Source organism: Micromonospora parathelypteridis (assembly GCF_014201145.1).
Lineage (GTDB): Bacteria > Actinomycetota > Actinomycetes > Mycobacteriales > Micromonosporaceae > Micromonospora > Micromonospora parathelypteridis.
In genome coordinates this window covers 3,658,683-3,679,153 of record NZ_JACHDP010000001.1, presented here as the reverse complement: position 1 = coordinate 3,679,153, position 20,471 = coordinate 3,658,683, and the positions used below count along the sequence as shown (strand labels likewise).

The window sequence follows — 20,471 nt, the reverse complement described above, 5'->3', positions numbered from 1 at the left end:
GACGGCACGGACCCGGTGGCGCGGGCGCGGCTCAGGCGCGAGCGAGCTGCTGAAGAATCTCGGCGGCCCTCTGCAGGGTCTCCCGTTCGTCCTCGTCCAGTTCGGCCAGCCGATGGGCCAGCCACTCATCGCGGGCCCGCTCGAACTGGTCGAGCACGGCCTCCCCTCCCTCGGTCGCCGCGAGGATGACCTGCCGGCCGTCGGTCGGATGGGGTGTCCGCCGCACAAGGCCGCGGTCCTCCAACTTCCCGACGATCTTGGTCATCGTCGGTGGCTGCACCCGCTCGACGTCGGCCAGTTCCCGGGGCGTCATCGCGCCCGCCAGCCGCAGGCTGGTGAGCGCAGAGACCTGGGTGACCGTGAGGTCGCCGACCGGTCGGGCCTGGCGGACCCGCCGGTTGAGTCGAGTGATCGCATCACGCAGCTGAGGGGCCAGCTGCGCCGGTGGCACGCGTTTCGCCGTCACCGCCCGCTCCGTCACAGTAGTTAGCTTAACTAATGAGCATGGCTAACGACATCGGTTATGACCAGGCTCACGAGAGGATTCATGATGTTACGGGCGGGGAATCCGAATCGATTCCCCGCCCCGACACCCGTCAGAGCACCAGAGATTCGATGGGCCCACGCAGGAAGTACAGCACGAACAGCGCGGCCACCCCGTACAGCAACGGGTGGATTTCCCGGGCCTTACCCCGGGCCAGCTTGACCACGACGAAGGTGATCAGACCGGCACCGATCCCGTTGGAGATCGAGTAGGTGAACGGCATCAGCACGATCGTGAGGAACGCCGGGATGGCGATCTCGTAGTCGGACCAGTCGATCGTCCGGACCGCGGTCATCATCAGGAAACCGACCACGACCAGGGCGGTCGAGGCCGCCTCGAACGGCACGATCACCACCAGCGGCGCAAGGAACATCGCCAGCAGGAAGAGCACGCCGGTGACCAGGTTGGCCACACCGGTCCGAGCACCCTCCGCGACACCGGCAGCACTTTCGATGTACGACGTGTTGCTCGAGGTGCTGGCCGCGCCACCGGCTGCCGCGGCGATCGAGTCGACCAGCAGGATCTCCTTGGCGCGCGGCGGAGTGCCCCGCTCGTCGAGCAGGCCGCCCTCCTGGCCCACCGCCACCATCGTGCCCATGGTGTCGAAGAAGTCCGTGACCAGCAGCGTGAAGACGAACATCAGCACGACGACCCAGCCGGCCCGGCCCCACGAGTCGAGCACGTTGAACTTGCCGAGCAGCGACAGGTCCGGCAGGTCGACCACCGTCTTCGGCAACTCCGGCACGTTCAACGACCAGCCCTTCGGGTTGGGCTGACCGTTGACGAACGACGGGCCGATGTTGCCGATCGCCTCCACGATCACCGCCAACACCGTCGAGGCGAGGATGCCGATCAGGATCGCGCCCCGTACCCGGCGAACCACCAGCACCAGGGTGAGCAGCAGGCCCACCACGAAGACCAACATCGGCCAGCTCACCAACTTGCCGCCGATGCCCAGGCCGACCGGGACGGTGGTGTTGGCCGCGTCCGGAATCCGCCGGACGAAGCCGGCGTCCACCAGGCCGATGATGGTCAGGAACAGCCCGATGCCGACCCCGATCGCGGTCTTCATCTGCGTGGGCACGGAGCGGAACACCGCGGTCCGCAGACCGGTCAGCACCAGCACCGCGATGATCACACCCTCGATCACCACCAGGCCCATCGCGTCGGCCCAGGTCATCTCGGGAGCGATCTCGTACGCCACCAGGGCGTTGACGCCCAGACCGGCGGCGAGCGCCAACGGGAACCGGCCAACCACACCCATCAGGATGGTCATCAGGCCGGCGACCAGCGCGGTCGCGGCAGCCAGCGCGGGGATCGGGAGAGTCTTGCCGTCACCGTCGACGGCACCGCCCAGGATCAGCGGGTTGAGCACCACGATGTACGCCATCGTGAAGAACGTCGCCAGGCCACCGCGTACCTCGCGGCTCAACGTCGAGCCACGGGCAGAGATCTCGAAGAACCGGTCGAAGCCGTTACGCGGGTGAGCGGGTTTGGGAGGTGTGCCGTTGTCGGGCGGCGCTACTGCCATCAGGTCCTCGCAGGTGATCTTCCGGTTGTCGCGCGCATCGTCCCAGATCAGCGGAGGGCAGGGGAAGTAGATCGCGTACGCTTGCCGAATGCCGAACGAGCAGCCACCGCGGCCCGCACCACTGGACCCGCCGATGGTGCCGTTCGCCCTCGCCGGGCTGATCGCGTGGGCGGTGGTCGGGCTGGTCCTGCTGATCTTCTTCCGAGGTTGGCTGACCGACCACGGTCACCAGAACTGGCTCTGGATCTGCCTCGCCGGTTTCCTCTGGGGCTTCCCGGGTCTCGCCGTGATGATGCGGCACGACGCCAACCGACGCCGCCGCCGCGCAAGCTGACCTGACCACCGCGCCGGGTCACCCCGACGCGAACGATCAGGAGTGTCCGTACGGCTCCGCTGGCTCGGCTGTCTCCACCGAGCCCGGGGCGCGGCTGACCGACATGGCCTCCACCGCGCTGTCGTCGTACACCGTGGGTAGCTCTTCGACCGCGGTCTCGGCGGCCTCGATGAGCGTCTCGGAGTGGGCGCCGCAACCGTGGTCGGCACTCACCACCCGGCCGTCGTCCGGGGCGTAGAAGTTGCCGCACGCCCCGAAGGCCTGCCGCATCGCGCCAGCCAGGGGCAGGTAGAAGCCGCAGGTGCCGCAACGGGCGGCGGCCGGCGCCGCGGTGGAGATGGGCGCGGCGGGGCCGTGGTCGCCGTCATACCAGCGCTGCGCCGCGTCGACGCGGCCCTCCCGGGAGAGCACGCGCGCTCGCCCGAGGCCCAACTCCCACGCCGTCTCCTCGACCGCGGGGTCGTCGGAGAGCAGGTAACCGGGGACGAGCCGATCGTCGTCCGGCGAGGTCGGCAGCAGGTCGCCCGGACCGAGATCGCCCGGCTTGAGCCGCTCCTGCCAGGGCAGCCAGCCGGGCGCGAGCAGCGCGTCCGGGCCTGGCAGCAACACCGTCTCGCAGATGGTCACCGTCTTGCTCCGCGACACCCGGGTGACGGTGACCGCCCAGCGCCAGCCGCGATAGCCGGCGAGGCGGCACTCAAAGTAGTGGGTGACGAGCCGCTCACCCTCGGCCACGACCTGCAGGTGGTCGCCGACATCGTCAGCGTCCACCTCGGTAATGCCAGCGCGGGCCACCTCGACGGCGGCGGCGCAGACCTGGTCGAGACGGGCGGCGCGGGTGGAGGCGGGCCTGGTCACTTCCCCATTGTTCCCCATGCGCCCCGCAGGGGTGACAGGGACTCCCGGGGAACCTTTCCGCGCAGTGGTGCGGCGTACCTGGATCAGATGGGCGAGGATGGTGCACATGCCGTCGTACTCCCGCTCCGGGCGATCCGTCCTCGGGCGGACCATCGGCACCGCTATTCGCGCCGTTCGACTGCTGCTGCGCGGTTCGGTGGGCAGCGGCCGCTGGGTGACCCGACGGGCTGGTCGGGCCCGGACCCGGGGCGCCGGCGGTGAGGTCGGCATGGTTCGCCTGTTCGACCTGCACGCGGTCTCCTGTGCCGGTGACACGCTGATCGCCATCGGCCTGGCCGGGACGATCTTCTTCAACGTGCCGCTGGGCGAGGCCCGCAGCAAGGTCGCGATCTACCTGCTGGTGACCATGGTGCCGTTTGCGATGCTCGCCCCCGTGGTGGGCCCGCTGCTGGACCACTTTCGGCACGGCCGGCGGTACGCGCTGGCCGCCACGATGCTCGGCCGCGCGTTCCTGGCCTGGCTGATCTCCGACTACATCCACGGCTTCGGGCTCTATCCGGCCGCGTTCGGGGTGCTCGCGCTGTCCCGGGCGTACGGCGTGGCCCGGTCCGCCGCGGTGCCCCGGTTGCTGCCGGAAGGCCTCGGCCTCTCCCAGGTGGGTGCTCGGGCCAGCGTCTACGGCACGGTCGCGGGCGCGCTGGTGGCGCCGATCGGGTTGGCCGCGTTCTGGTTCGGGCCGCAGTGGCCGCTGCGCGTGGCGTCGGTGATCTTCCTGATCGGCATGGTGATTTCCCTACGGTTGCCGCCGAAGGCCGACTCGGAGCCACCGGAGCGGGTTCCCCGGCCGCTGCGCGCGCTGGGCCGTCGTCGTGGCGATCGTCCGCTGGGCCGGGGTCGTCCCGCCGGACGGGTGGTGATCGCCTCCCTGATCGGCGCCGCGACCCTACGCGCGGTGTACGGCTTCCTGCTGCTCTTCCTCGCGTTCGCGATCAAGAAGGGCGATCTGACCACTGTGGTGTTCGGCCGGGATCTGGGCGCCGAGTGGGCGTTGGGGGTGGTCGGCGCCGCACTCGCGGTCGGCAGTTTCCTGGCGACCGCCGTCGGCACCCGTCTGCGCATCCACCGGCCGACCGCCATCCAGTCGAGCAGCATGATCATTGTGGCTGGGGTGGCGGTGCTCGCCGTCATCCAGTTCTCGCTCCTGATGGTCGCCCTGCTCTGCCTGGTCGCCGCGCTGGTCAGCGGGGTGGCGAAGCTGGCCGTGGACGCCTCGATCCAGGAGCGCATCCCGGAACGGCTGCGAGCCAGCTCCTTCGCTCATTCCGAGACGGTGCTGATGCTCGCCTTCGTCGCCGGCGGCGGGCTCGGGTTGGTCCCGTTCAACGGCCGGATGGGCATCGCCGTCGCCGCCGGGGTCGGCGTCCTGGCCGCGATCCGGGGTGTGCTGGTCGCCGCCCGGCTGCGCGGAGAAAAGCTGGCCGGCCGGCCGCTCGGCGACGACGAGCTGACCGAAGACGAGCTGGCGGACGAGCCCGAGGCCTCCGCGCCCACCTCGCCGGCACCGGCCCAGACCAGTTCCCCGCAGTACGAGGAGCCGGGCCTGACCCCGCCGGGCTACCACATCTATCGACCGTCCTCGGCCGTCGGTGGCCCGGGTGGGGGCGCTGACGACGAGACCCGCCGCGAATCCCCCGGCTCACTTCCGTGACCGGCCTGTTGGTGGTGACGGCGGTGCCAGCCGAGGCGGACGCGGTCCGTGCCGGGCTGGCCGATGCCACCGTGACCGTCGCCCCGGTCGGCGTGGGCCCGGCCGTCGCCGGCGCCGCCACCGCCCGGCTGTTGGCGCTGGCCGAGGCCACGGGTCGCCCGTACCGTGCGGTAATCAGCGCCGGCGTGGCCGGCGGCTTCACCGGGCGGGCCGAAGTCGGCGACACGGTGCTCGGCACCGCCAGCATCGCCGCCGACCTGGGTGCCGAGTCGCCGGACGGTTTCATCCCCGTCGACGAGTTGGGCATGCCGCTCGCGCTGCTCGGTGCCGGCAGTGTGGTGCAGGCCGACCCGGGCCTCCTGGCGGCGCTGCGGGCCGCCCTTCCGGCGGCCACGACCGGCCCGGTGCTCACGCTCAGCACGGTCACCGGCACCGCCGCCAGCACCGAGGAGCTGCGCCGCAGGCATCCGGAGGCGGTCGCCGAGGCCATGGAGGGGTACGGCGTGGCGGTCGCCGCAGCGCAGGCCGGGGTGCCCTTCGCCGAGCTACGCACCATCTCCAACCCGATCGGCCCTCGTGACCGCAACGCCTGGCGACTGCGCGACGCTCTCGCCGCGCTGACCGCAGCAGCCCCAGCGCTGCGCTGACTACGGCCGAGGGGGACGGACCTCGAGCGTGAGCGCCGACGGCCGACCTGCCTGCAGCTCGAACCCGCAGGCGAGCAGAAACTCGACGTTGCCGCCGTCGGCTATCGCGTGGATGGTACGGATGTCGGCGACTGCCATCTCCCTGGCCAGCAGTTCGATCAGCTGACGCCCCAGGCCCAGGGTTCGTAGGCCGGGAGCAACGACAATGCTCTCCAATACCAGCTCACGCCGGTCGCCCCAATCCTCGCCAAGGAGGAGGTCCAAGCTTCGCTCATGGGCCCGCAACTCACCGACCGGCCCGGCCCCGGGCACCTCGGCGAGAAAGCGCCAAGAGGTGGCTGGCAGCCCATCGAACGCGCGCCGAAACCGCACCTGAGCCCGTGTCCGGTCCCGCAACCGCCGCTCGTCACGTCGTGCTCGATCGAGGTCATAGGTCAGCTCCGGGACGCGTACCGGCCACAACCGCTGCGGGAGGGTGTAGGAGTGCACCCACCAGGCGGCCGGCCAGTCCTTGAGGGTCAGGACTCGACGGACGTCGAGGTGCGCCGGGTACCGGCGGCCGGCCTCGTCCCGCAGCTCGTTGTCAGGCGCCTGCGGTGACTCGTCGACCGCCGCAGAGGAGTGGGCGTTGGGGAGTTTAAGAACAATCTCACCGCCAGCCGCACGGACCAGCCGCTCCACCGTGCGGAACGCCGGCCCGGCACCCTGCGCCGCCTCGATCCGAGCCAACGTGCTCTTCGGGACTCCGGACCTCTCGGCCAACTCGCGCTGGCTCAGGTCGGCCCGTCGACGAAGGTCCCGCAGGGGTTGCCCCCACGTCGATCGCACCCAAGTCGGCAGCCACCCGTCCATGGTTTTCCGCTCAGCTCGCGTCGTCAACAGCGCCCGTCCACCTGTGGACAACCCTGTGGATAGTGTGTCCAGCGCTGTGTACATCCCTTCGTCAGCGCCTGTAGAGCTGCCCCGTCGGTGGGGCACGACACGGGTGCACCTCGCCGGCACGGCAGTCCCCCAGGGCCCTGCCGACAGCGAGGCTCACGTGGCCGGACGGCGGGCTCAATTTGGCGCCGACAGTCGGAGAGGCCCGAAGCGTGACCTGCCCTACTCTTCCGCCGACGAGTTGCCGCCGAGTGGGTCGACGATTCGACGGCCGTCACCGCCGGCATCGCGCCCCACAGACGGGGCAGCTCTACAGGGAGCAGCAGAGACAGCGGCTGGCGGACAGGCGGCGGCTCGCGGAGAGGGCGGCGGGTGCCCGGCGGATCACAGGTGCGGGACCGCGGCGACTGACCGGGGCGGAGGCGGGGCTAACGTGAGGGGCGTGGCGCTCTCTCTGGCGATCTCGCCCTGCCCCAACGACACGTTCGTCTTCCACGCCCTGGTGCACGGGCGGGTGCCCGATGCGCCGCCGGTCGAGGTGACGTACGCCGACGTGGACGTCACCAACACGGCGGCCGAGCGGGGCGCGTTCGACCTGGTGAAGGTGAGTTTCGCGGCGTTGCCCTGGCTGCTCGACGACTACCACCTGCTGCCCTGCGGTGGCGCGCTCGGTCGTGGCTGCGGCCCGCTCGTGCTCACCCGGGGCGACCGCGACGGCGGGCCGGACCGCACCGACCTGACCGGCGCCACAGTGGCGGTGCCGGGTGACCGGACCACCGCGTACCTGCTGTTCCGGCTCTGGTCGGCCGGACGGCCGCCGGCCCGGATCGAGGTGGTTCCGTTCCACGAGATCATGCCGGGCGTCGCGGCCGGCCGCTACGACGCTGGGCTGGTCATCCACGAGGCCCGGTTCACCTACCACCGGCACGGCCTGAGCGCCCTGGTCGACCTCGGCGAGTGGTGGGAGGCCGACACCGGCCTACCCATCCCGCTCGGCGCGATCCTGGCCCGTCGTGGCGCGGTGGACCCGGAGGCTGCGGCCGGGTGGGTCCGCGAGTCGGTCCGGCAGGCCTGGGCGGACCCGGCGGCCAGCCGGGAGTACGTGCTGGCGCACGCCCAGGAGATGGAACTCGACGTGGTGGACCGGCACATCGGCCTCTACGTCAACGAGTTCACCGCGGACCTGGGCGAGGCCGGATTCGCCGCGGTGACGGCACTGCTTGACCGCGCCGCCACCGCCGGGCTGGTGCCTCAGACCTCCAGCTCGTTCGCTACGGCGTGGACCAGCTGAGCGATCTTCTGGGCGGTCTTCTTGTCCGGGTACCGACCCCGGCGCAGGTCCGGCTGGACCTTCGCCTCCAGCACCTTGATCATGTCTTCGACCAGGCCGTGCAGTTCCTCGGCCGGCCGACGGCGCAACTCCGCCATCGACGGCGGTGCGTCCAGCAGCTTGACTCCCATGGCCTGCGCGCCCCGGCGGCTGTCCACCACGCTGAAGTCGACCCGTTGGCCACCCTTGAGGTCGGTGACACCCGCCGGCAACGCCCCCTTGGGCAGGAACACGTCGCCGCCCTCGTCACTGGTGACGAAGCCGTATCCCTTGGCCGTGTCGTACCACTTCACTCGACCCGTAGGCACCTGAAAACCCCTGCTTCACTTGAGCCGCTACTGCTCCAAGGCTAGCTGGATCATGCCGTCGAGCGCCGCCGGGAATTCGCGGAGATCATCCAGCACCACGTCCGCCCCGGCGGCCCGCAGCTCATCGGGGGAGCAGGGGCCGGTCGCGACGCCGATACCGGGCACTCCGGCGGCCGCCGCCGCGACCATGTCGGCCACATGGTCACCGACGTAGTGGGTCGCGTCGTGCTCCCGCAGGGCGGTCGCCTTCTGCTCGGCGAACAGGTCACCGGCCAACTCGTCGACCGTGATGCCGAGGTGATCCAGGTGCAGCTGGGCCAGCCGACCGATCTTCGAAGTGACGACCAGCACACGCCCGCCCCGAGCACGGATCGCGTCGATGGCCTCCCGTGCGCCGGGCAGCGGGACCGTCGGGATGATCGCGTACGCCGGGTACAGCTCGCGGTACACGCGAACGGCCGACTCCACCTGCTCCGGCGGAAACCAGTGGGCGATCTCGGTACGCAGCGGCGGGCCGAGACGGGACACCGCCAGCTCCGCGTCCACCGGCACACCGGTCCTCGCGGTCAGCGCCCGGTAGGTGGCAGCGATGCCGGGGCGGGAGTCAACCAGGGTCATGTCGAGATCAAATCCGACCGTCAGGGCGTACATGCCGAGAAACGTACCCGCCGACTCGCAGCCGGCCGGACGTCCGAGAGGCGCGACAGCCCGGTGCCGGGCTAGCGTGGAAAGACGATGACCACCTCACTCGCCGACCACCTGCGGTCGCTGCCCGATGAGTCGCTGGCCGCGCTGCTCCAGCTGCGGCCTGACCTCGTCGTGCCCGTGCCGGCCGACGTCTCCGCCCTGGCCATCCGGGCCCAGTCCCGGGTCTCGGTGGCCCGCGCGCTGGACGGGCTGGACCAGTTCACCCTCCAGATCCTCGACGCGGCCCGCCTCACCCGCAGCCCGGACGACGGCACCACGGCCACCGACGCCGTACTCGCGATGGCGACCGCCGGGCCGCACCCGCCGGCACCGACGGCCATCCGAGCCGCCGTGGCTCGGCTGCGCGCGCTCTTCCTGCTGTACGGCCCGGAGCACGCGCTGCAGGTGGTGCCCGCCGTCGACGAGGTCGCCCCGTACCCCGCTGGGCTCGGCCGGCCAGCCGCGGAGCTGGACCCGCGCACGGCCGCGCTCTGCGCGGACCCGGCGAAGCTTCGACGGACGCTGCTTGCCGCCCCACCCTCGGCCCGGGCGATCCTGGACCGGTTGGCGGCCGGCCCACCGGTGGGCAGTGTGCCCCCGGGCGCGTTGCAGGCGCCGCCGCTCGGCGCGGAGGACCCGGTGCTCTCCGACCCGACCAACGGCGGCGCCCCGACCGGCTCCCCGGTGCGCTGGCTCGTCGACAACCGGCTGCTGGTCCCCGTGACGACCGGTTCGTCGACGACCAGCGGCACGGTGGAGCTGCCGCGCGAGGTCGGCCTGCTGCTGCGCCGCGACAGCGGGCCGCTCGGGCCGCTGCGCACCAGCCCGCCACCGGTGGCCGCCGCACCGCGCGAGCCGAAGGCGGTCGACTCGGCGGGAGCCGGGCAGACGATGGAGGTGGTCCGACACACCGAAGGGCTGCTGGAGCAACTCGCCGACGAGCCCGCGCCGGTGCTGCGCTCGGGCGGCATCGGTGTGCGGGACCTGCGTCGGTTGGCACGTACCGGCGGGCTGGACGAACCGACCACCGCGCTGCTGCTCGAGGTGGCGTACGCGGCGGGGCTCGCCGGCGAGCTGGAGATGCCGGGCGCGACCACCAGCCGGTACGGGGCGGACCAGCAGGTGCTGCCGACCGGCGGGTACGAGGTGTGGCGGGCCGCCTCGCTGGCCCAGCGTTGGGAGCAGCTCGCCCAAGCCTGGCTGACCATGACCCGGCAGGTGGGGCTGGTCGGCCGCCGTGACGACCGGGACCGGCCGATCACCGCGCTCTCCGCCGAGGCCGAACGGGCCAGCGTGCCGGCCACCCGACGGGCGGTGCTCAGCGTGCTCGCCGACCTGGAGCCGGCGACCGCGCCCACCCCGGAGGAAGTGCAGGACCTGCTGGACTGGCGGGCGCCGCGGCGCAGCCGGGGCCGAGACGCGGCCCACCGGGAGGTGCTGGCGGAGGCCGCCCAGCTCGGCGTCACCGGGCTGGGGGCGCTCACCTCGTACGGTCGGCTGCTGCTGGGTGAGCTGACGTCGACCGACGAGCGGGGCGGCGACGACCCGCTGGGCGTGCACGCCGATGTCGAGAGCGGGGACCCGTCCAGTGCCGCCCGAGCGCTGGACGCGCTGCTGCCCGCCCCGGTCGACCACTTCCTGGTGCAGGCCGACCTGACCGTGGTGGTGCCCGGCCCACCCGAGCCGGCGCTCGCCGCCGAGTTGGAGGCGATGACCGAACTCGAGTCGGCCGGTGGAGCCAGCGTGCACCGGGTCACCACGGCGAGCGTGCGGCGAGCACTGGATTCCGGCTACACGGCCGACGACCTGCACGACGTGTTCCGGCGACGGTCGCGTACCCCGGTGCCGCAGGGGCTCACCTACCTGGTCGACGACGTGGCGCGTAAGCACGGCGGGCTGCGGGTCGGGTTGGCCGGGGCGTACCTGCGCAGCGACGACGAGGCTCTGCTCAGCGAGGTGCTGGCCGACCGCCGGCTGGAGTCATTGGCGCTGCGCCGGCTCGCCCCGACGGTGCTGTGTACGCAGTACCAGGTCGGTCGGCTGCTGGGCGCGCTGCGCGACGCCGGGTTCGCCCCGGTGCAGGAGGACGGCACCGGCAGCACGGTGCTGGCCCGGCCACGGATCCGGCGGGCCCCGGCCCGGGTGTCGGTGACCACCCGGACGCTCGACCCGCTGGCCGCCCCGAAGCTGCCCATGCCCCGGCTGCTCGGGGTGGTGGAGCACATCCGGCGGGGTGACGCGGCGGCGCGGGCGGCCCGACGGGCACCGGCGGTGGTCCGCGGCGGGGCGGCGGGGCTGGGCGGTGGCCCGGTGCCGGCGCACACGCACAGCGAGGCCCTGGCGGTGCTCCAGCAGGCGGTGCGCGACAAGGCGCTGGTCTGGGTCGGTTACGTCGACGCACACGGGGCGACCGCGTCCCGACTGGTCAAGCCGGTCTCGATCGGCGCCGGCTACCTCCGCGCCGAGGACGAGCGGACCGAGATGCTGCACACGTTCGCGCTACATCGAATCACCGCGGCGGTGCTGGCGGACTGACCGACGCTCGCTGACCGACGGGCACCGCCGTCCGGGTGCCGTCGGTCAGCGACGACTGCGGCGGACGGTGCCGACCACCGAGATGACAAGCAACAGCGCGAAGCCGGCGCCGGCGGACTCCCCGACCGAGTCGATGAAGCCCTGCCGCAGCACCAGCCAGCCGAAGAGGAACCACCCGACGAGGAGCGTCGCGGCGACGGCGTAGGCGATCACGGTCGCGCGGGACACCTCGTCGGGTGGTGTTTGCTCATGCTCTGCGATCACGTCACGGTCGACCGTCATGCCCAGCCTCCCCGCCCGGTCCGGCCCTGGACTCCAAGGGTGACACTCGGGAGACCGGTCGGACAGGGGGTTATCCCCGCGATTCGCTCCGTGTCCGTCAGGTGCCGGGGCGGCGGCCGATCAGCACCACCCGGGTGCCGACCTTCCCCAGCTCCCACATGCGGACGGCGTCGGCGTGCAGCAGGTTGACGCAACCGTGCGAGCCGATCGACTTGTCGTGCAGGTAGGTGGTGGTCTCGTGGAAGCCCATCCCCTGGGTGAAGTGCTGCCAGTACGGCAGCCACACCTCGTACGGGTCGGACCACTCCTTCGGGTTGCGGAAGTTGACGGTGAACGTGCCGGCCGGGGTGCGGTAGCCGGACATTCCGGTGCGGGTCACCGTCGGAGGCATGATCACCTTGCCGCCACGGATCGCCCAGACGGTCTGCCGGGTCAGGTCGACGCAGAACGTGGTGCCCGTGCCGGCCTTGCAACGGGCCGGGTCGGTGGTGGCGAGGCGCTGGGCCACGTCGTACGTGGTCGGTCCAGCGCGACCCTCGACGGGGCGAATGCCGTACCTCTTCTGGAACTTCTTGATCGCGGCGCAGTCGGCGGCGGACTGCCGGCCGTCCACGGTCACGGCCCCGAACCCGCCCAACCGGGCCAGGTAGGTCTCCACCTCGCGCTGGTGCTGGCCCTGCGGACAGCCGGCGACGGTCGACGTACCGGTGCTGGGTGTCGGCTTCGGCGTTGCGCTGCGGGTGGGTTTCGACGTCGGTGTCGGTGTCGGCCTGGTGGTGGCGGTGGTGGGCGCGGCCGGCGTCGACCGGCCGCGCTGGTCCGGCCCGGGCGTGTCGCTCGCCCCCGTTGCCTGTTCCGCCGCACCGGCTGGGGCGGCTCCCCCGCCACCACCCCCGCCAGCCTGCGGATCGAACGCGCACGCACCGGCGCCGACCAGCACAACCACCACCAGGGCAACCAGCCGGGAAGTGATCCGAACACGCCTCATGGAGCCTCCCCTGGCAGTCGTCCCTTTACTAGACGTTCATAAGTGCCGTCACGGTTGCGGCCGGTGAGCATTTTTCTTCCGACATCCCACACCGTGCAACACTGGATGGTCGGCCACCGGCGGGTATGCGACCCGTCCGGCCGTAGGGCAAACCGAGGAGAGGACGCTGGCGTGAGCGGTGGACCACTGATCGTGCAGTCGGACAAGACCCTGCTGCTGGAGATCGACCACCCCGACGCGCAGGCCTGCCGGATGGCGATCGCGCCGTTCGCCGAGTTGGAGCGCTCGCCGGAGCACGTGCACACCTATCGGCTGACCCCGCTGGGCCTGTGGAACGCCCGGGCGGCGGGGCACGACGCGGAGGGTGTGGTCGACTCGCTGATCAAGTACTCCCGTTATCCGGTGCCGCACGCGCTGCTGGTGGACGTGGCCGAGACGATGGACCGGTACGGCCGGCTCCAGCTCGCCAACGACCCGGCGTACGGGCTGGTGCTGCGCGCACTGGACCGGCTGGTGCTGATCGAGGTGGCCAAGAGCAAGAAGCTCGCCGGGATGCTCGGCGACAAGATCGACGACGACACCATCCGGGTGCACCCGTCCGAGCGCGGCCGGCTCAAGCAGGCGCTGCTCAAGCTGGGCTGGCCGGCGGAGGACCTGGCCGGTTACGTCGACGGTGAGGCGCACCCGATCGAGCTGGCCGAGGCCGGCAAGGACGGGCGCAAGCCGTGGACGCTGCGGTCGTACCAGCGGGAGGCTGTCGAGGCGTTCTGGGCCGGCGGGTCGGGTGTGGTGGTGCTGCCCTGCGGCGCCGGCAAGACCCTGGTCGGCGCGGCGGCGATGGCCGAGGCGAAGGCGACCACGCTGATCCTGGTCACCAACACCGTCGCCGGCCGGCAGTGGAAGCGGGAGCTGATCGCCCGCACGTCGCTGACCGAGGAGGAGATCGGGGAGTACTCCGGGGAGCGCAAGGAGATCCGCCCGGTCACCATCGCGACGTACCAGGTGCTCACCTCACGGCGCGGCGGCGCGTTCACCCACCTGGACCTGTTCGGGGCCCGCGACTGGGGCCTGGTCGTCTACGACGAGGTACACCTGCTGCCGGCACCGATCTTCCGGTTCACCGCGGACCTCCAGGCCCGCCGCCGGTTGGGCCTCACGGCGACTCTGGTACGCGAGGACGGCCGCGAGGGTGACGTGTTCAGCCTGATCGGCCCGAAGCGGTACGACGCGCCGTGGAAGGACATCGAGTCGCAGGGCTGGATCGCCCCGGCCGAGTGCACCGAGGTCCGGGTGACGCTGACCGACGCGGAGCGGATGTCGTACGCGACGGCGGAGGCCGAGGAGCGCTACCGGATGGCGGCGACCGCCCGCACGAAGCTGCCGGTGGTGAAGGCGCTTGTCGACCGGCACCCGGACGACCAGGTGCTGGTGATCGGCGCGTACATCGACCAGTTGCATCAGCTCGGCGAATACCTGGATGCGCCGATCATCCAGGGCTCGACCACCAACAAGGAGCGGGAGCGCCTCTTCGACGCGTTCCGCACCGGCGAGATCCGCACGTTGGTGATCTCGAAGGTTGGCAACTTCTCCATCGACCTGCCCGAGGCGGCGGTGGCGATCCAGGTGTCGGGGACGTTCGGGTCGCGCCAGGAGGAGGCGCAGCGGCTGGGTCGGGTGCTGCGGCCGAAGGCGGATGGCCGGCAGGCGCACTTCTACACGGTCGTCTCCCGGGACACGATCGACACGGAGTACGCGGCACACCGGCAGCGGTTCCTGGCCGAGCAGGGGTACGCGTACACGATCGTCGACGCGGACGACGTCCTCGGCCCGTCCCTACCGTCCTTCGACTGACCGAGTTCATCAACTCGCGACGTCAGGAGGTCGGGGGTGGGCAGCGGTCGGGGAGGGTGACCACTCCGGGCCGGTGCTCGAAGGTGTCCATCGTGAACCACTCGTCCAGCTCTGGGTCGAAGAGGTTCTGCAGGCCGAACTGCAGCACCTGCCACCAGCGGCTCGGGTCGTGCTGGTCGACGTAGATGTCGCCGAGCGCGAGCGGGAACCGGAAGAACTCCCCCGGCACGGTGGAGCCCCCGACGACCCCGACCCGCCAGTGGTCGACGTGCCGGTCCTTCTCGCCCTGCAGGATCTCGGGCCCGACGAAGCGCGCGGTCTTCAGCTTGTCGTTGAAGATCTGCCGGTTGAAGAACCCCGGGACCTTGCTGCACGCGCGCGGCGGGAACAGCGGAATGTTCGGCCACTTGTAGGTGAGCGTGTAGAGCGTGTTCTCGTAGATCAGGTTCGTGAACCAGATCGGGTGCTCAGGGCCGCCGGCGATCATCTGGCTGTTGCCATCCCTGCCCTGCCAGGTGAACGGCACGTCGATGCCGAGGTCACGCACGATGTACCGGCCCGTCCCCTGGAAGTCGGCCGGGAGCAGCGGCGGACGCGGCGCACGCGCTTCGGGGGCCACCGGGCCGTCGGCGTGGGCCGCGCGGGGTAGCGGCGCCGCCGCCGGTCCCGGCGCGATCACCCCGAGGGCGAACAGGCCGCCGGCCACCGCCGAACCCACAATCCGACGTGTACGCCTCGACACCGCCATCGCCCTTCCGCCGCCCGCACAGGTGCCACCTGCCTTCGGCGAAGCGTAGGAGCAGGTGAAACGTGAGAGTTGGTGGAACGGGTGGGCTCCACCGGACGGGTGAAGAGAGCGCACCGGCCCGGGACCGAAACGGTCCCGGGCCGGCGTTACGCGAACCTGATTACTTGATCAGCTTCCAGGGGCCGTTCTTGTCACCCGGCTCCTGGCCGCGGGTCCACCACTTGGCCTCGTAGACATGACCCTTGAAGGACACCCGGTCACCGGCGTTGTACACCTTCGTGAGCGTCCAGGCCGCCGGGCTGTTGTCCGGCGGGGTCGGGGCGATCTCCTCCCAGGAACCGTTGCGGTCGCCTGGCTTCTGGTTGCGGGTGTACCACTGGGCCCGCCACTTCTTGCCGTCGTACATGGCGAACTCACCGGCGTTGAAGACACGCGACGCGGTCCAGACCGAGGTGCCGTCCTCGGTCATGGCGATTTCCTGCCACGCGCCGTTCGGATCGGCGCCCGGCTTCTGGTTCTTCGTGTACCAGGAGGCCCGGAAGACCCTGCCCTGGTAGGTCGCCCGGTCCCCGTCGTTGTAGACCGTCGACGAACTCCACTCCGCCGGCAGGTTCACCGTCAGGGTGGCGGTGGCCTCCACCGGCGTGAGGTGCTCATCGCCCGGGTACGACGCGGTCAGCGTGTGCTGGCCGCCCGCGAGGCCCACCGGAAGGGTGAACGTCGCGGCACCGTTGGTCACCGTGGCCGAACCGCGGATGGTCGTACCCTCGCGCAACTCCACCGCACCGGTGACCGGCGTGCTGCCGGCCGCGACCTTCACGGTCACCGTCGCCGCGGTGCCCCAGTTGGTCGGGGCGGCGGTGACGGTCATCGTCGGGACCTGCTTGGCGGTACGGAACACGGCCGGTTGGGCCACCGCCTCGCCACCGTCGGCGCTCTTCGCGGAGACGATCCAGCCGTACGAGGTGCCCGGCAGGAGCTTGTCCCAGGTCGTCGTGGCGACGCCGTTCGAGGTGACCTCGTCGGTGCCGACCGTGCCCGACGGCACGTACGCGGCGAGCGAGTCGGTCGTGAACGACGTCTTACGGGTGGTGAGGTCCACCGGCAGCGTCAGGTTGTCCTCCGAGCCGTTGTACCGCGGCTTGGTCTGGCTGCCGTCCTGGCGGATGTCGTACTCGGTCGCTCCGAAGTTCTTGAGCAGCGGCGAGTACGTGTCGATGTGCATCTCGGCCCGGTCCACGTCGAACTGCAGCAGGCGCAGGAAGCTCGCGCCGAACTGCAACCGGTCGGTGGCCTTGTGGTCTGCCTTGCCGTCACCGTTGACGTCGATGGTGCCGTCGGCGGCGACCTGGTTCGGCCAGAGTTCCCCGGCGGTGACCGTGTAGAACTGGTAGTCGGCGAGCAACTCGACGACGTCGTGGCTGACGGTGACGCCGATCTTCGACTTCAGGTTGGTGCCGACGCCGTGCTCGTGACCGGCGAGGACCAGGAAGACGTTCGCGTTGGTCTCGACGACCTGCTTGAAGAGCGGCGAGCCGTCCGGCGCGGAGAAGTCCGCCCCGCGACCGTCGGGGTTGGCCGACGGCTTCAGGTAGTCGTGGGAGAGCAGGATCCCGTTGCGGTCCTTGTACCGCTTGAAGATCGAGTCCGCCCACTTGGCCTCCGCCGGCGTCACGCCGTACGACAGGCCGACCGCGACGAAGTCCAGACCACCGGCGGAGAAGAGCAGGTAGTTGTTCTGGTTGTCCTTACCCGGCGTTACGGATCCGTCGGCCTTGGTCACCTCGTCCCACGCGTGGTATTCGGTGCCCTTCGGCCAGGACTTGGCCGTCCCGTAGTAGCGGTCGGCGCTGAAGGTCCGGCTGAACCGGGACGTCGGGCCCGTCTCGGCACCCAACTGGTCGTCGTGGTTACCCGCGATGACCTGGTTGACGACGCCGTTGTCGTCGAGGATCTTCTGGAATCCGGAGGCGGTCGCCAGTTCCTTCTCAACCTGCTCGTGGAGACCGGGCCGCTTCAGCGAACCGTCCGGGTTGGTGGCCAGCGGGTCGTAGTAGTCGTTCTCGATGACGTCACCGGTGTGCGCGGCGTACGCGATCTTGCGGCTTGCCGCGTTGTCGGCGATCCACTGCATCTGGTCGCGGTACGCGGCCGACCAGATCGCCTGCTCCTCGACCGTCTCGACGTCCGAGGGCTCGGCCTTGCCGTCGAAGTCGTCGTACGTGCCGCCGGCCGCACCCTCGGTGATGTACTGGGTGTCGGTGAAGTGCGCCAACGAGAAGTCGTACGAGGCAGGGTCCTCGAAGCGATCCTTGTCGTTCTGCGCCGACGAGTCGTGCGGGGACAGGTCGTCGGCGAACGGGTCCTCACCCGTGACCAGCACGTGCACGGTCCCGCTGTCGCGGTAGCCGGCCTCGACCTGCGCGGTCAGGACGGTGTCCTGCCCGGTCTGCCCCCGCGAACTGGTCAGCACGACCCACTTCTTGGTTGCCGGGTTCCATGCCCGCAGCGCCACGATCCGCGCCGGGTCGATGGTGCCCGACCAGCGCAGCGTCGGCTCCTGCTTGGTCGCCCCCAGCGGCAGGTCGTACCGCTGGAAGACCACCGCGCGGCTGGACGCGGTGTCGATCGTCGCGCCGTCGAGCGGACGCAGCGAGGTGACGTCCACGCTCTTGTCGTGCTGGACGTCGAGCGTGGTCGGCACGTCGGCCGCCTCGCCCTGGTAGCCCTCGGTCGGCAGGACCACGTCCGCCTTGGTGAAGGTGGCGGTCAACCCGACACCCTCGGCGCCGGGGATCCGGGCGGAGAGTTCCGCCGAGAGCGGGTCGGTGCCCTTGACGGTCGAGTTGAGCTCGGTCGGGACGTCCGGGATGCTCGCGCTGCTGAAACGCACCTCGCGGGTGGCGGTGTTGCCGAGCGCGTCGGTCGCCGTCAGCGTGATGGTGTGCTCCCCGGCCGGCAGGCCGTGGCCGATCTGGTCACCCTGCTTGACGGCCGCGCCGTCCAGCGTGATGGTCGGCGTACCGGCCACGCCGGTTGCGTCCTTGACCTTGATGTTGAGCGCGACGGTCGAGGTCAACCGCTGCCCGGCGGCCGGAACGCTGCTCTCGATCTCCGGCGCGGTGTTGTCGGTGGTGAAGCGCCGCGTCGAGGTCTTGTCCCCGACGACCGCCTTGATGGTGTGGGCGCCGTCCGCGATCGTCGTGGTGTCGACGTCCGCGCGCTTGCCCAGCGCCGGCAACGCCGAGCCGTCCTGCGCGGTGACGTCGAACAGGACCATCTTGGTCAGCACCGCGTTGTAGCTGCTGCCACAGGTGCCGTCACCGATGTACGTGGTCACCTGGGAACCGGCCGGGTAGCTCCCCGAGCCGATGGTGACGGTCGTCTGCGCGATCGAGCGGGTCAGCTGGGTCGCCTTCGCCCCGGTCGGCAGCAACTGGAAGTCCCGCAGGGTGAAGTCGTCGAAGTTGTCGCAGCCACCCGGCTTGGCGCTGCCGCGGTCGTTGCCGGCGACGAACTCGATGGCGTTGACGCCCGGCACCAGCCACTCGTTCGGGAAGGCGAGGTCGGCGACCTCCTTCTCCCACATGCCGATCTCCAACGGGATGCCGTTGATCAGCACCGTGTTGTCGTAGCCGTTGTCGCTGCCGTTGCCGCCGACGAACACCTTCAGGTGCGCGTCACCGCCGCTGCCGAGCGTGTCGACCGTACGCGTCGTGGGCGCGCCGTCGATGGTGAAGTGGAACTCCGCGTCCTTGTTGGCCGCGCAGGTCCCGTCGCCCAACGCCAGTGAGGCCGCGGTCGTCTCCGCCTTCGTCACGGTCGTGCCGCTGGTGGTGACGAGGTACGTGGTGCCGGCCGCCACCGTACCCGCGGTGCTCAGCGTGAGGCTCGTCGCCGCCCGGGTGAGCTTGAAGTCGTCGTGGTTGGCGCAGGTCGCACCGCTCACGGTGCCGTTGTAGTCGCCGGTGCGGACCTCGACGACATTGTCACCGAGGTGCAGGAAACGGGTCGGGAACGCGATCTTGGCGTCCTCCGCCCCGGTGGCGCCGTAGTCTCCGCCGAGGTCGACCCGGTGCCCGTTGACCAGCGCGTAGTTCTGGTAACGCGCCTCGACCGAGTTGCCGGCCTCGATGGTGAGGCCGAGGGTGGCGGTGCCAGCGGCCAACGTCTCCGCGTTCTCGGCGGGCTTGTCGTCGATGGCGAGCGACTCGACGTGCTCCTTGCCGCCGTTGGGCAGCGCGGCGATCACCGGGCGGGTGCCGCGTACGCGGGCACCGTCTCCGGGGGTCACCGCCGCCGCGCCGGCGGGGGCGTTGTTGACGTCGACGGTGACGGACGTCTTCGCGCCCGACTGGGTCGTCGCGCTGACGGTGTGCGTACCGTTGGGGAGCTTGGTGGTGTCGAGGTCGGTACGCAGGCCCGACGTGCTGCCCGGCTCGCCGGAGATGACGAAGGTCAGATCCTGGTTGAGCAGCTTCGCCGAGGTGCCGCAGGTGCCGTCACCGAAGCTGTAGCTGAACAGGTTCTGCTCGCCGTCGGCGACCACGCCGAGCAGGCTGAGGCTGATGCTGCTCAGCGCGTAGTCGTCGTAGTTGGGGCAGCGGCCACCCTCACCGTTGGGCAACTCCTCGTAGCCGACGGCGGTCTTGGTGGTCGAGTCGACCCAGTTCGCTCCGGTGTGGACGGTGACGGTGTTCGCCCCGGGCTGCAGCCAGTCACCCGGGAAGTCGAGGGTGCCGACCTGCCCGCCGGGGATGTCCGGGAGGTAGACGCGGTCCGCTTCGGCGGTGTGCGTGTTGACGGTGACGTAGTTGCGGTAGCGGGCCTCGGTGCCGTTGCCACCCATCTCGAAGGCGAAGTGGGCGGTGCCGGCGGTCTTGTCGGCGCCGATCCTGTCGCCGTCGACCGCGAGGGTGGTCACGGAATCGTTCTCCGTCACCGGCTCGACGACGACGGGGACCTTGCCCTCGACGTTCTGCCCGTCGGTCAGGTTGATCAACGGTGCGTTACCGCTGGTCGGGACCGTCTGCGCCCCTGCCAGGGTGGGGCCGAAGGCCGTCGCCGGTCCGGCGATGAGGACGAGCGCCACCGCGGACAGGAGTCCGCGTGTTCGCTTCCTACGCGCACGTGGTGCGTGCGTCATGGCGAGTTCTCTCCTTAGTGAACGGAGCGAGGTCATCGCCACCGACGTGGGAAGGCTCGCCACGACACGGCGGGGCCAACGTGCGGTAGGGGGCA

General features: G+C 70.8%; 16 protein-coding genes. 6 read left to right on the top strand and 10 right to left on the bottom strand.

Translation table 11 applies throughout. The features are described from left to right. Positions 1 to 31 precede the first annotated feature (31 nt). Both HNR20_RS16590 and HNR20_RS16585 read right to left on the bottom strand, forming a co-directional pair. Positions 32 to 481 (bottom strand): MarR family winged helix-turn-helix transcriptional regulator, encoded by a 450-nt coding sequence (locus tag HNR20_RS16590; RefSeq protein WP_184180881.1) that lies wholly within the window; start codon positions 479 to 481, stop codon positions 32 to 34. Positions 482 to 596: 115 nt separating this feature from the next. After that, positions 597 to 2,075 (bottom strand): NCS2 family permease, encoded by a 1,479-nt coding sequence (locus tag HNR20_RS16585; protein ID WP_184180879.1) that lies wholly within the window; start codon positions 2,073 to 2,075, stop codon positions 597 to 599. 88 nt (positions 2,076 to 2,163) lie between these two features. On the opposite strand from HNR20_RS16585, the gene HNR20_RS16580 reads away from it, so the two are divergent. Next, positions 2,164 to 2,409, top strand: a complete 246-nt coding sequence (locus HNR20_RS16580) for a DUF2530 domain-containing protein (protein WP_184180878.1) — start codon at positions 2,164 to 2,166, stop codon at positions 2,407 to 2,409. Between the two features lie 36 nt (positions 2,410 to 2,445). Here the strand turns inward: HNR20_RS16580 and HNR20_RS16575 are convergent, their stop codons facing one another. Further along, a complete protein-coding gene (locus HNR20_RS16575) occupies positions 2,446 to 3,285 on the bottom strand; it encodes a DUF3027 domain-containing protein (protein WP_229687012.1) in 840 nt (279 codons plus the stop codon). 88 nt (positions 3,286 to 3,373) lie between these two features. Between HNR20_RS16575 and HNR20_RS16570 the strand changes: the two genes are divergently transcribed. Beyond that, positions 3,374 to 4,975, top strand: coding sequence for an MFS transporter (locus tag HNR20_RS16570; RefSeq protein WP_184180874.1), 1,602 nt, complete (start codon positions 3,374 to 3,376; stop codon positions 4,973 to 4,975). After that, positions 4,972 to 5,622: a futalosine hydrolase gene (locus HNR20_RS16565; RefSeq protein WP_184180872.1), complete on the top strand. Its 651-nt coding sequence runs from the start codon at positions 4,972 to 4,974 to the stop codon at positions 5,620 to 5,622. The genes HNR20_RS16570 and HNR20_RS16565 overlap by 4 nt, the downstream gene beginning before the upstream one ends. Here the strand turns inward: HNR20_RS16565 and HNR20_RS16560 are convergent, their stop codons facing one another. Further along, positions 5,623 to 6,450 carry a GNAT family N-acetyltransferase gene (locus HNR20_RS16560; protein ID WP_184180869.1) on the bottom strand — a complete coding sequence of 276 codons (828 nt, stop codon included), beginning with the start codon at positions 6,448 to 6,450 and terminating at the stop codon, positions 5,623 to 5,625. It abuts the gene before it with no gap. Between the two features lie 493 nt (positions 6,451 to 6,943). Between HNR20_RS16560 and HNR20_RS16555 the strand changes: the two genes are divergently transcribed. Continuing rightward, a complete protein-coding gene (locus HNR20_RS16555; RefSeq protein WP_184180867.1) occupies positions 6,944 to 7,792 on the top strand; it encodes a 1,4-dihydroxy-6-naphtoate synthase in 849 nt (282 codons plus the stop codon). Here HNR20_RS16555 and HNR20_RS16550 read toward each other — a convergent pair. After that, a complete protein-coding gene (locus tag HNR20_RS16550; RefSeq protein WP_184180865.1) occupies positions 7,753 to 8,139 on the bottom strand; it encodes a cold-shock protein in 387 nt (128 codons plus the stop codon). The genes HNR20_RS16555 and HNR20_RS16550 overlap by 40 nt on opposite strands. Before the next feature lie 27 nt (positions 8,140 to 8,166). Next, positions 8,167 to 8,790, bottom strand: coding sequence for an HAD family hydrolase (locus tag HNR20_RS16545; RefSeq protein WP_184180863.1), 624 nt, complete (start codon positions 8,788 to 8,790; stop codon positions 8,167 to 8,169). A gap of 84 nt (positions 8,791 to 8,874) precedes the next feature. Here HNR20_RS16545 and HNR20_RS16540 point away from each other — a divergent pair, with 84 nt between their 5' ends. Continuing rightward, on the top strand, positions 8,875 to 11,361 hold the full coding sequence (locus HNR20_RS16540; RefSeq protein ID WP_184180861.1) for a helicase-associated domain-containing protein: 2,487 nt from the start codon (positions 8,875 to 8,877) through the stop codon (positions 11,359 to 11,361). Positions 11,362 to 11,406: 45 nt separating this feature from the next. Here the strand turns inward: HNR20_RS16540 and HNR20_RS16535 are convergent, their stop codons facing one another. Next, positions 11,407 to 11,643, bottom strand: coding sequence for a hypothetical protein (locus HNR20_RS16535; RefSeq protein WP_184180859.1), 237 nt, complete (start codon positions 11,641 to 11,643; stop codon positions 11,407 to 11,409). Between the two features lie 97 nt (positions 11,644 to 11,740). After that, positions 11,741 to 12,631 carry a L,D-transpeptidase family protein gene (locus HNR20_RS16530; RefSeq protein WP_184180857.1) on the bottom strand — a complete coding sequence of 297 codons (891 nt, stop codon included), beginning with the start codon at positions 12,629 to 12,631 and terminating at the stop codon, positions 11,741 to 11,743. 171 nt (positions 12,632 to 12,802) lie between these two features. Here HNR20_RS16530 and HNR20_RS16525 point away from each other — a divergent pair, with 171 nt between their 5' ends. Further along, positions 12,803 to 14,482, top strand: coding sequence for a DNA repair helicase XPB (locus HNR20_RS16525; protein WP_184180855.1), 1,680 nt, complete (start codon positions 12,803 to 12,805; stop codon positions 14,480 to 14,482). Positions 14,483 to 14,504: 22 nt separating this feature from the next. On the opposite strand, the gene HNR20_RS16520 is transcribed toward HNR20_RS16525, so the two are convergent. Both HNR20_RS16520 and HNR20_RS32705 read right to left on the bottom strand, forming a co-directional pair. Continuing rightward, complete coding sequence (locus HNR20_RS16520; RefSeq protein ID WP_184180853.1) at positions 14,505 to 15,200, bottom strand: hypothetical protein; 696 nt, start codon at positions 15,198 to 15,200, stop codon at positions 14,505 to 14,507. A gap of 190 nt (positions 15,201 to 15,390) precedes the next feature. Then, a complete protein-coding gene (locus tag HNR20_RS32705) occupies positions 15,391 to 20,376 on the bottom strand; it encodes a carbohydrate-binding protein (RefSeq protein WP_184180851.1) in 4,986 nt (1,661 codons plus the stop codon). Between the last annotated feature and the right edge of the window lie 95 nt (positions 20,377 to 20,471).

Bases quoted from the DNA above. Each gene is read 5' to 3' on its own strand.
- HNR20_RS16585 (WP_184180879.1), bottom strand. From the start codon at position 2,075: ATGGCAGTAGCGCCGCCCGACAACGGCACACCTCCCAAACCCGCTCAC.
- HNR20_RS16580 (WP_184180878.1), top strand. From the start codon at position 2,164: ATGCCGAACGAGCAGCCACCGCGGCCCGCACCACTGGACCCGCCGATG.
- HNR20_RS16575 (WP_229687012.1), bottom strand. From the start codon at position 3,285: ATGGGGAACAATGGGGAAGTGACCAGGCCCGCCTCCACCCGCGCCGCC.
- HNR20_RS16570 (WP_184180874.1), top strand. From the start codon at position 3,374: ATGCCGTCGTACTCCCGCTCCGGGCGATCCGTCCTCGGGCGGACCATC.
- HNR20_RS16545 (WP_184180863.1), bottom strand. From the start codon at position 8,790: ATGTACGCCCTGACGGTCGGATTTGATCTCGACATGACCCTGGTTGAC.
- HNR20_RS16540 (WP_184180861.1), top strand. From the start codon at position 8,875: ATGACCACCTCACTCGCCGACCACCTGCGGTCGCTGCCCGATGAGTCG.
- HNR20_RS16535 (WP_184180859.1), bottom strand. From the start codon at position 11,643: ATGACGGTCGACCGTGACGTGATCGCAGAGCATGAGCAAACACCACCC.
- HNR20_RS16530 (WP_184180857.1), bottom strand. From the start codon at position 12,631: ATGAGGCGTGTTCGGATCACTTCCCGGCTGGTTGCCCTGGTGGTGGTT.
- HNR20_RS32705 (WP_184180851.1), bottom strand. From the start codon at position 20,376: ATGACGCACGCACCACGTGCGCGTAGGAAGCGAACACGCGGACTCCTG.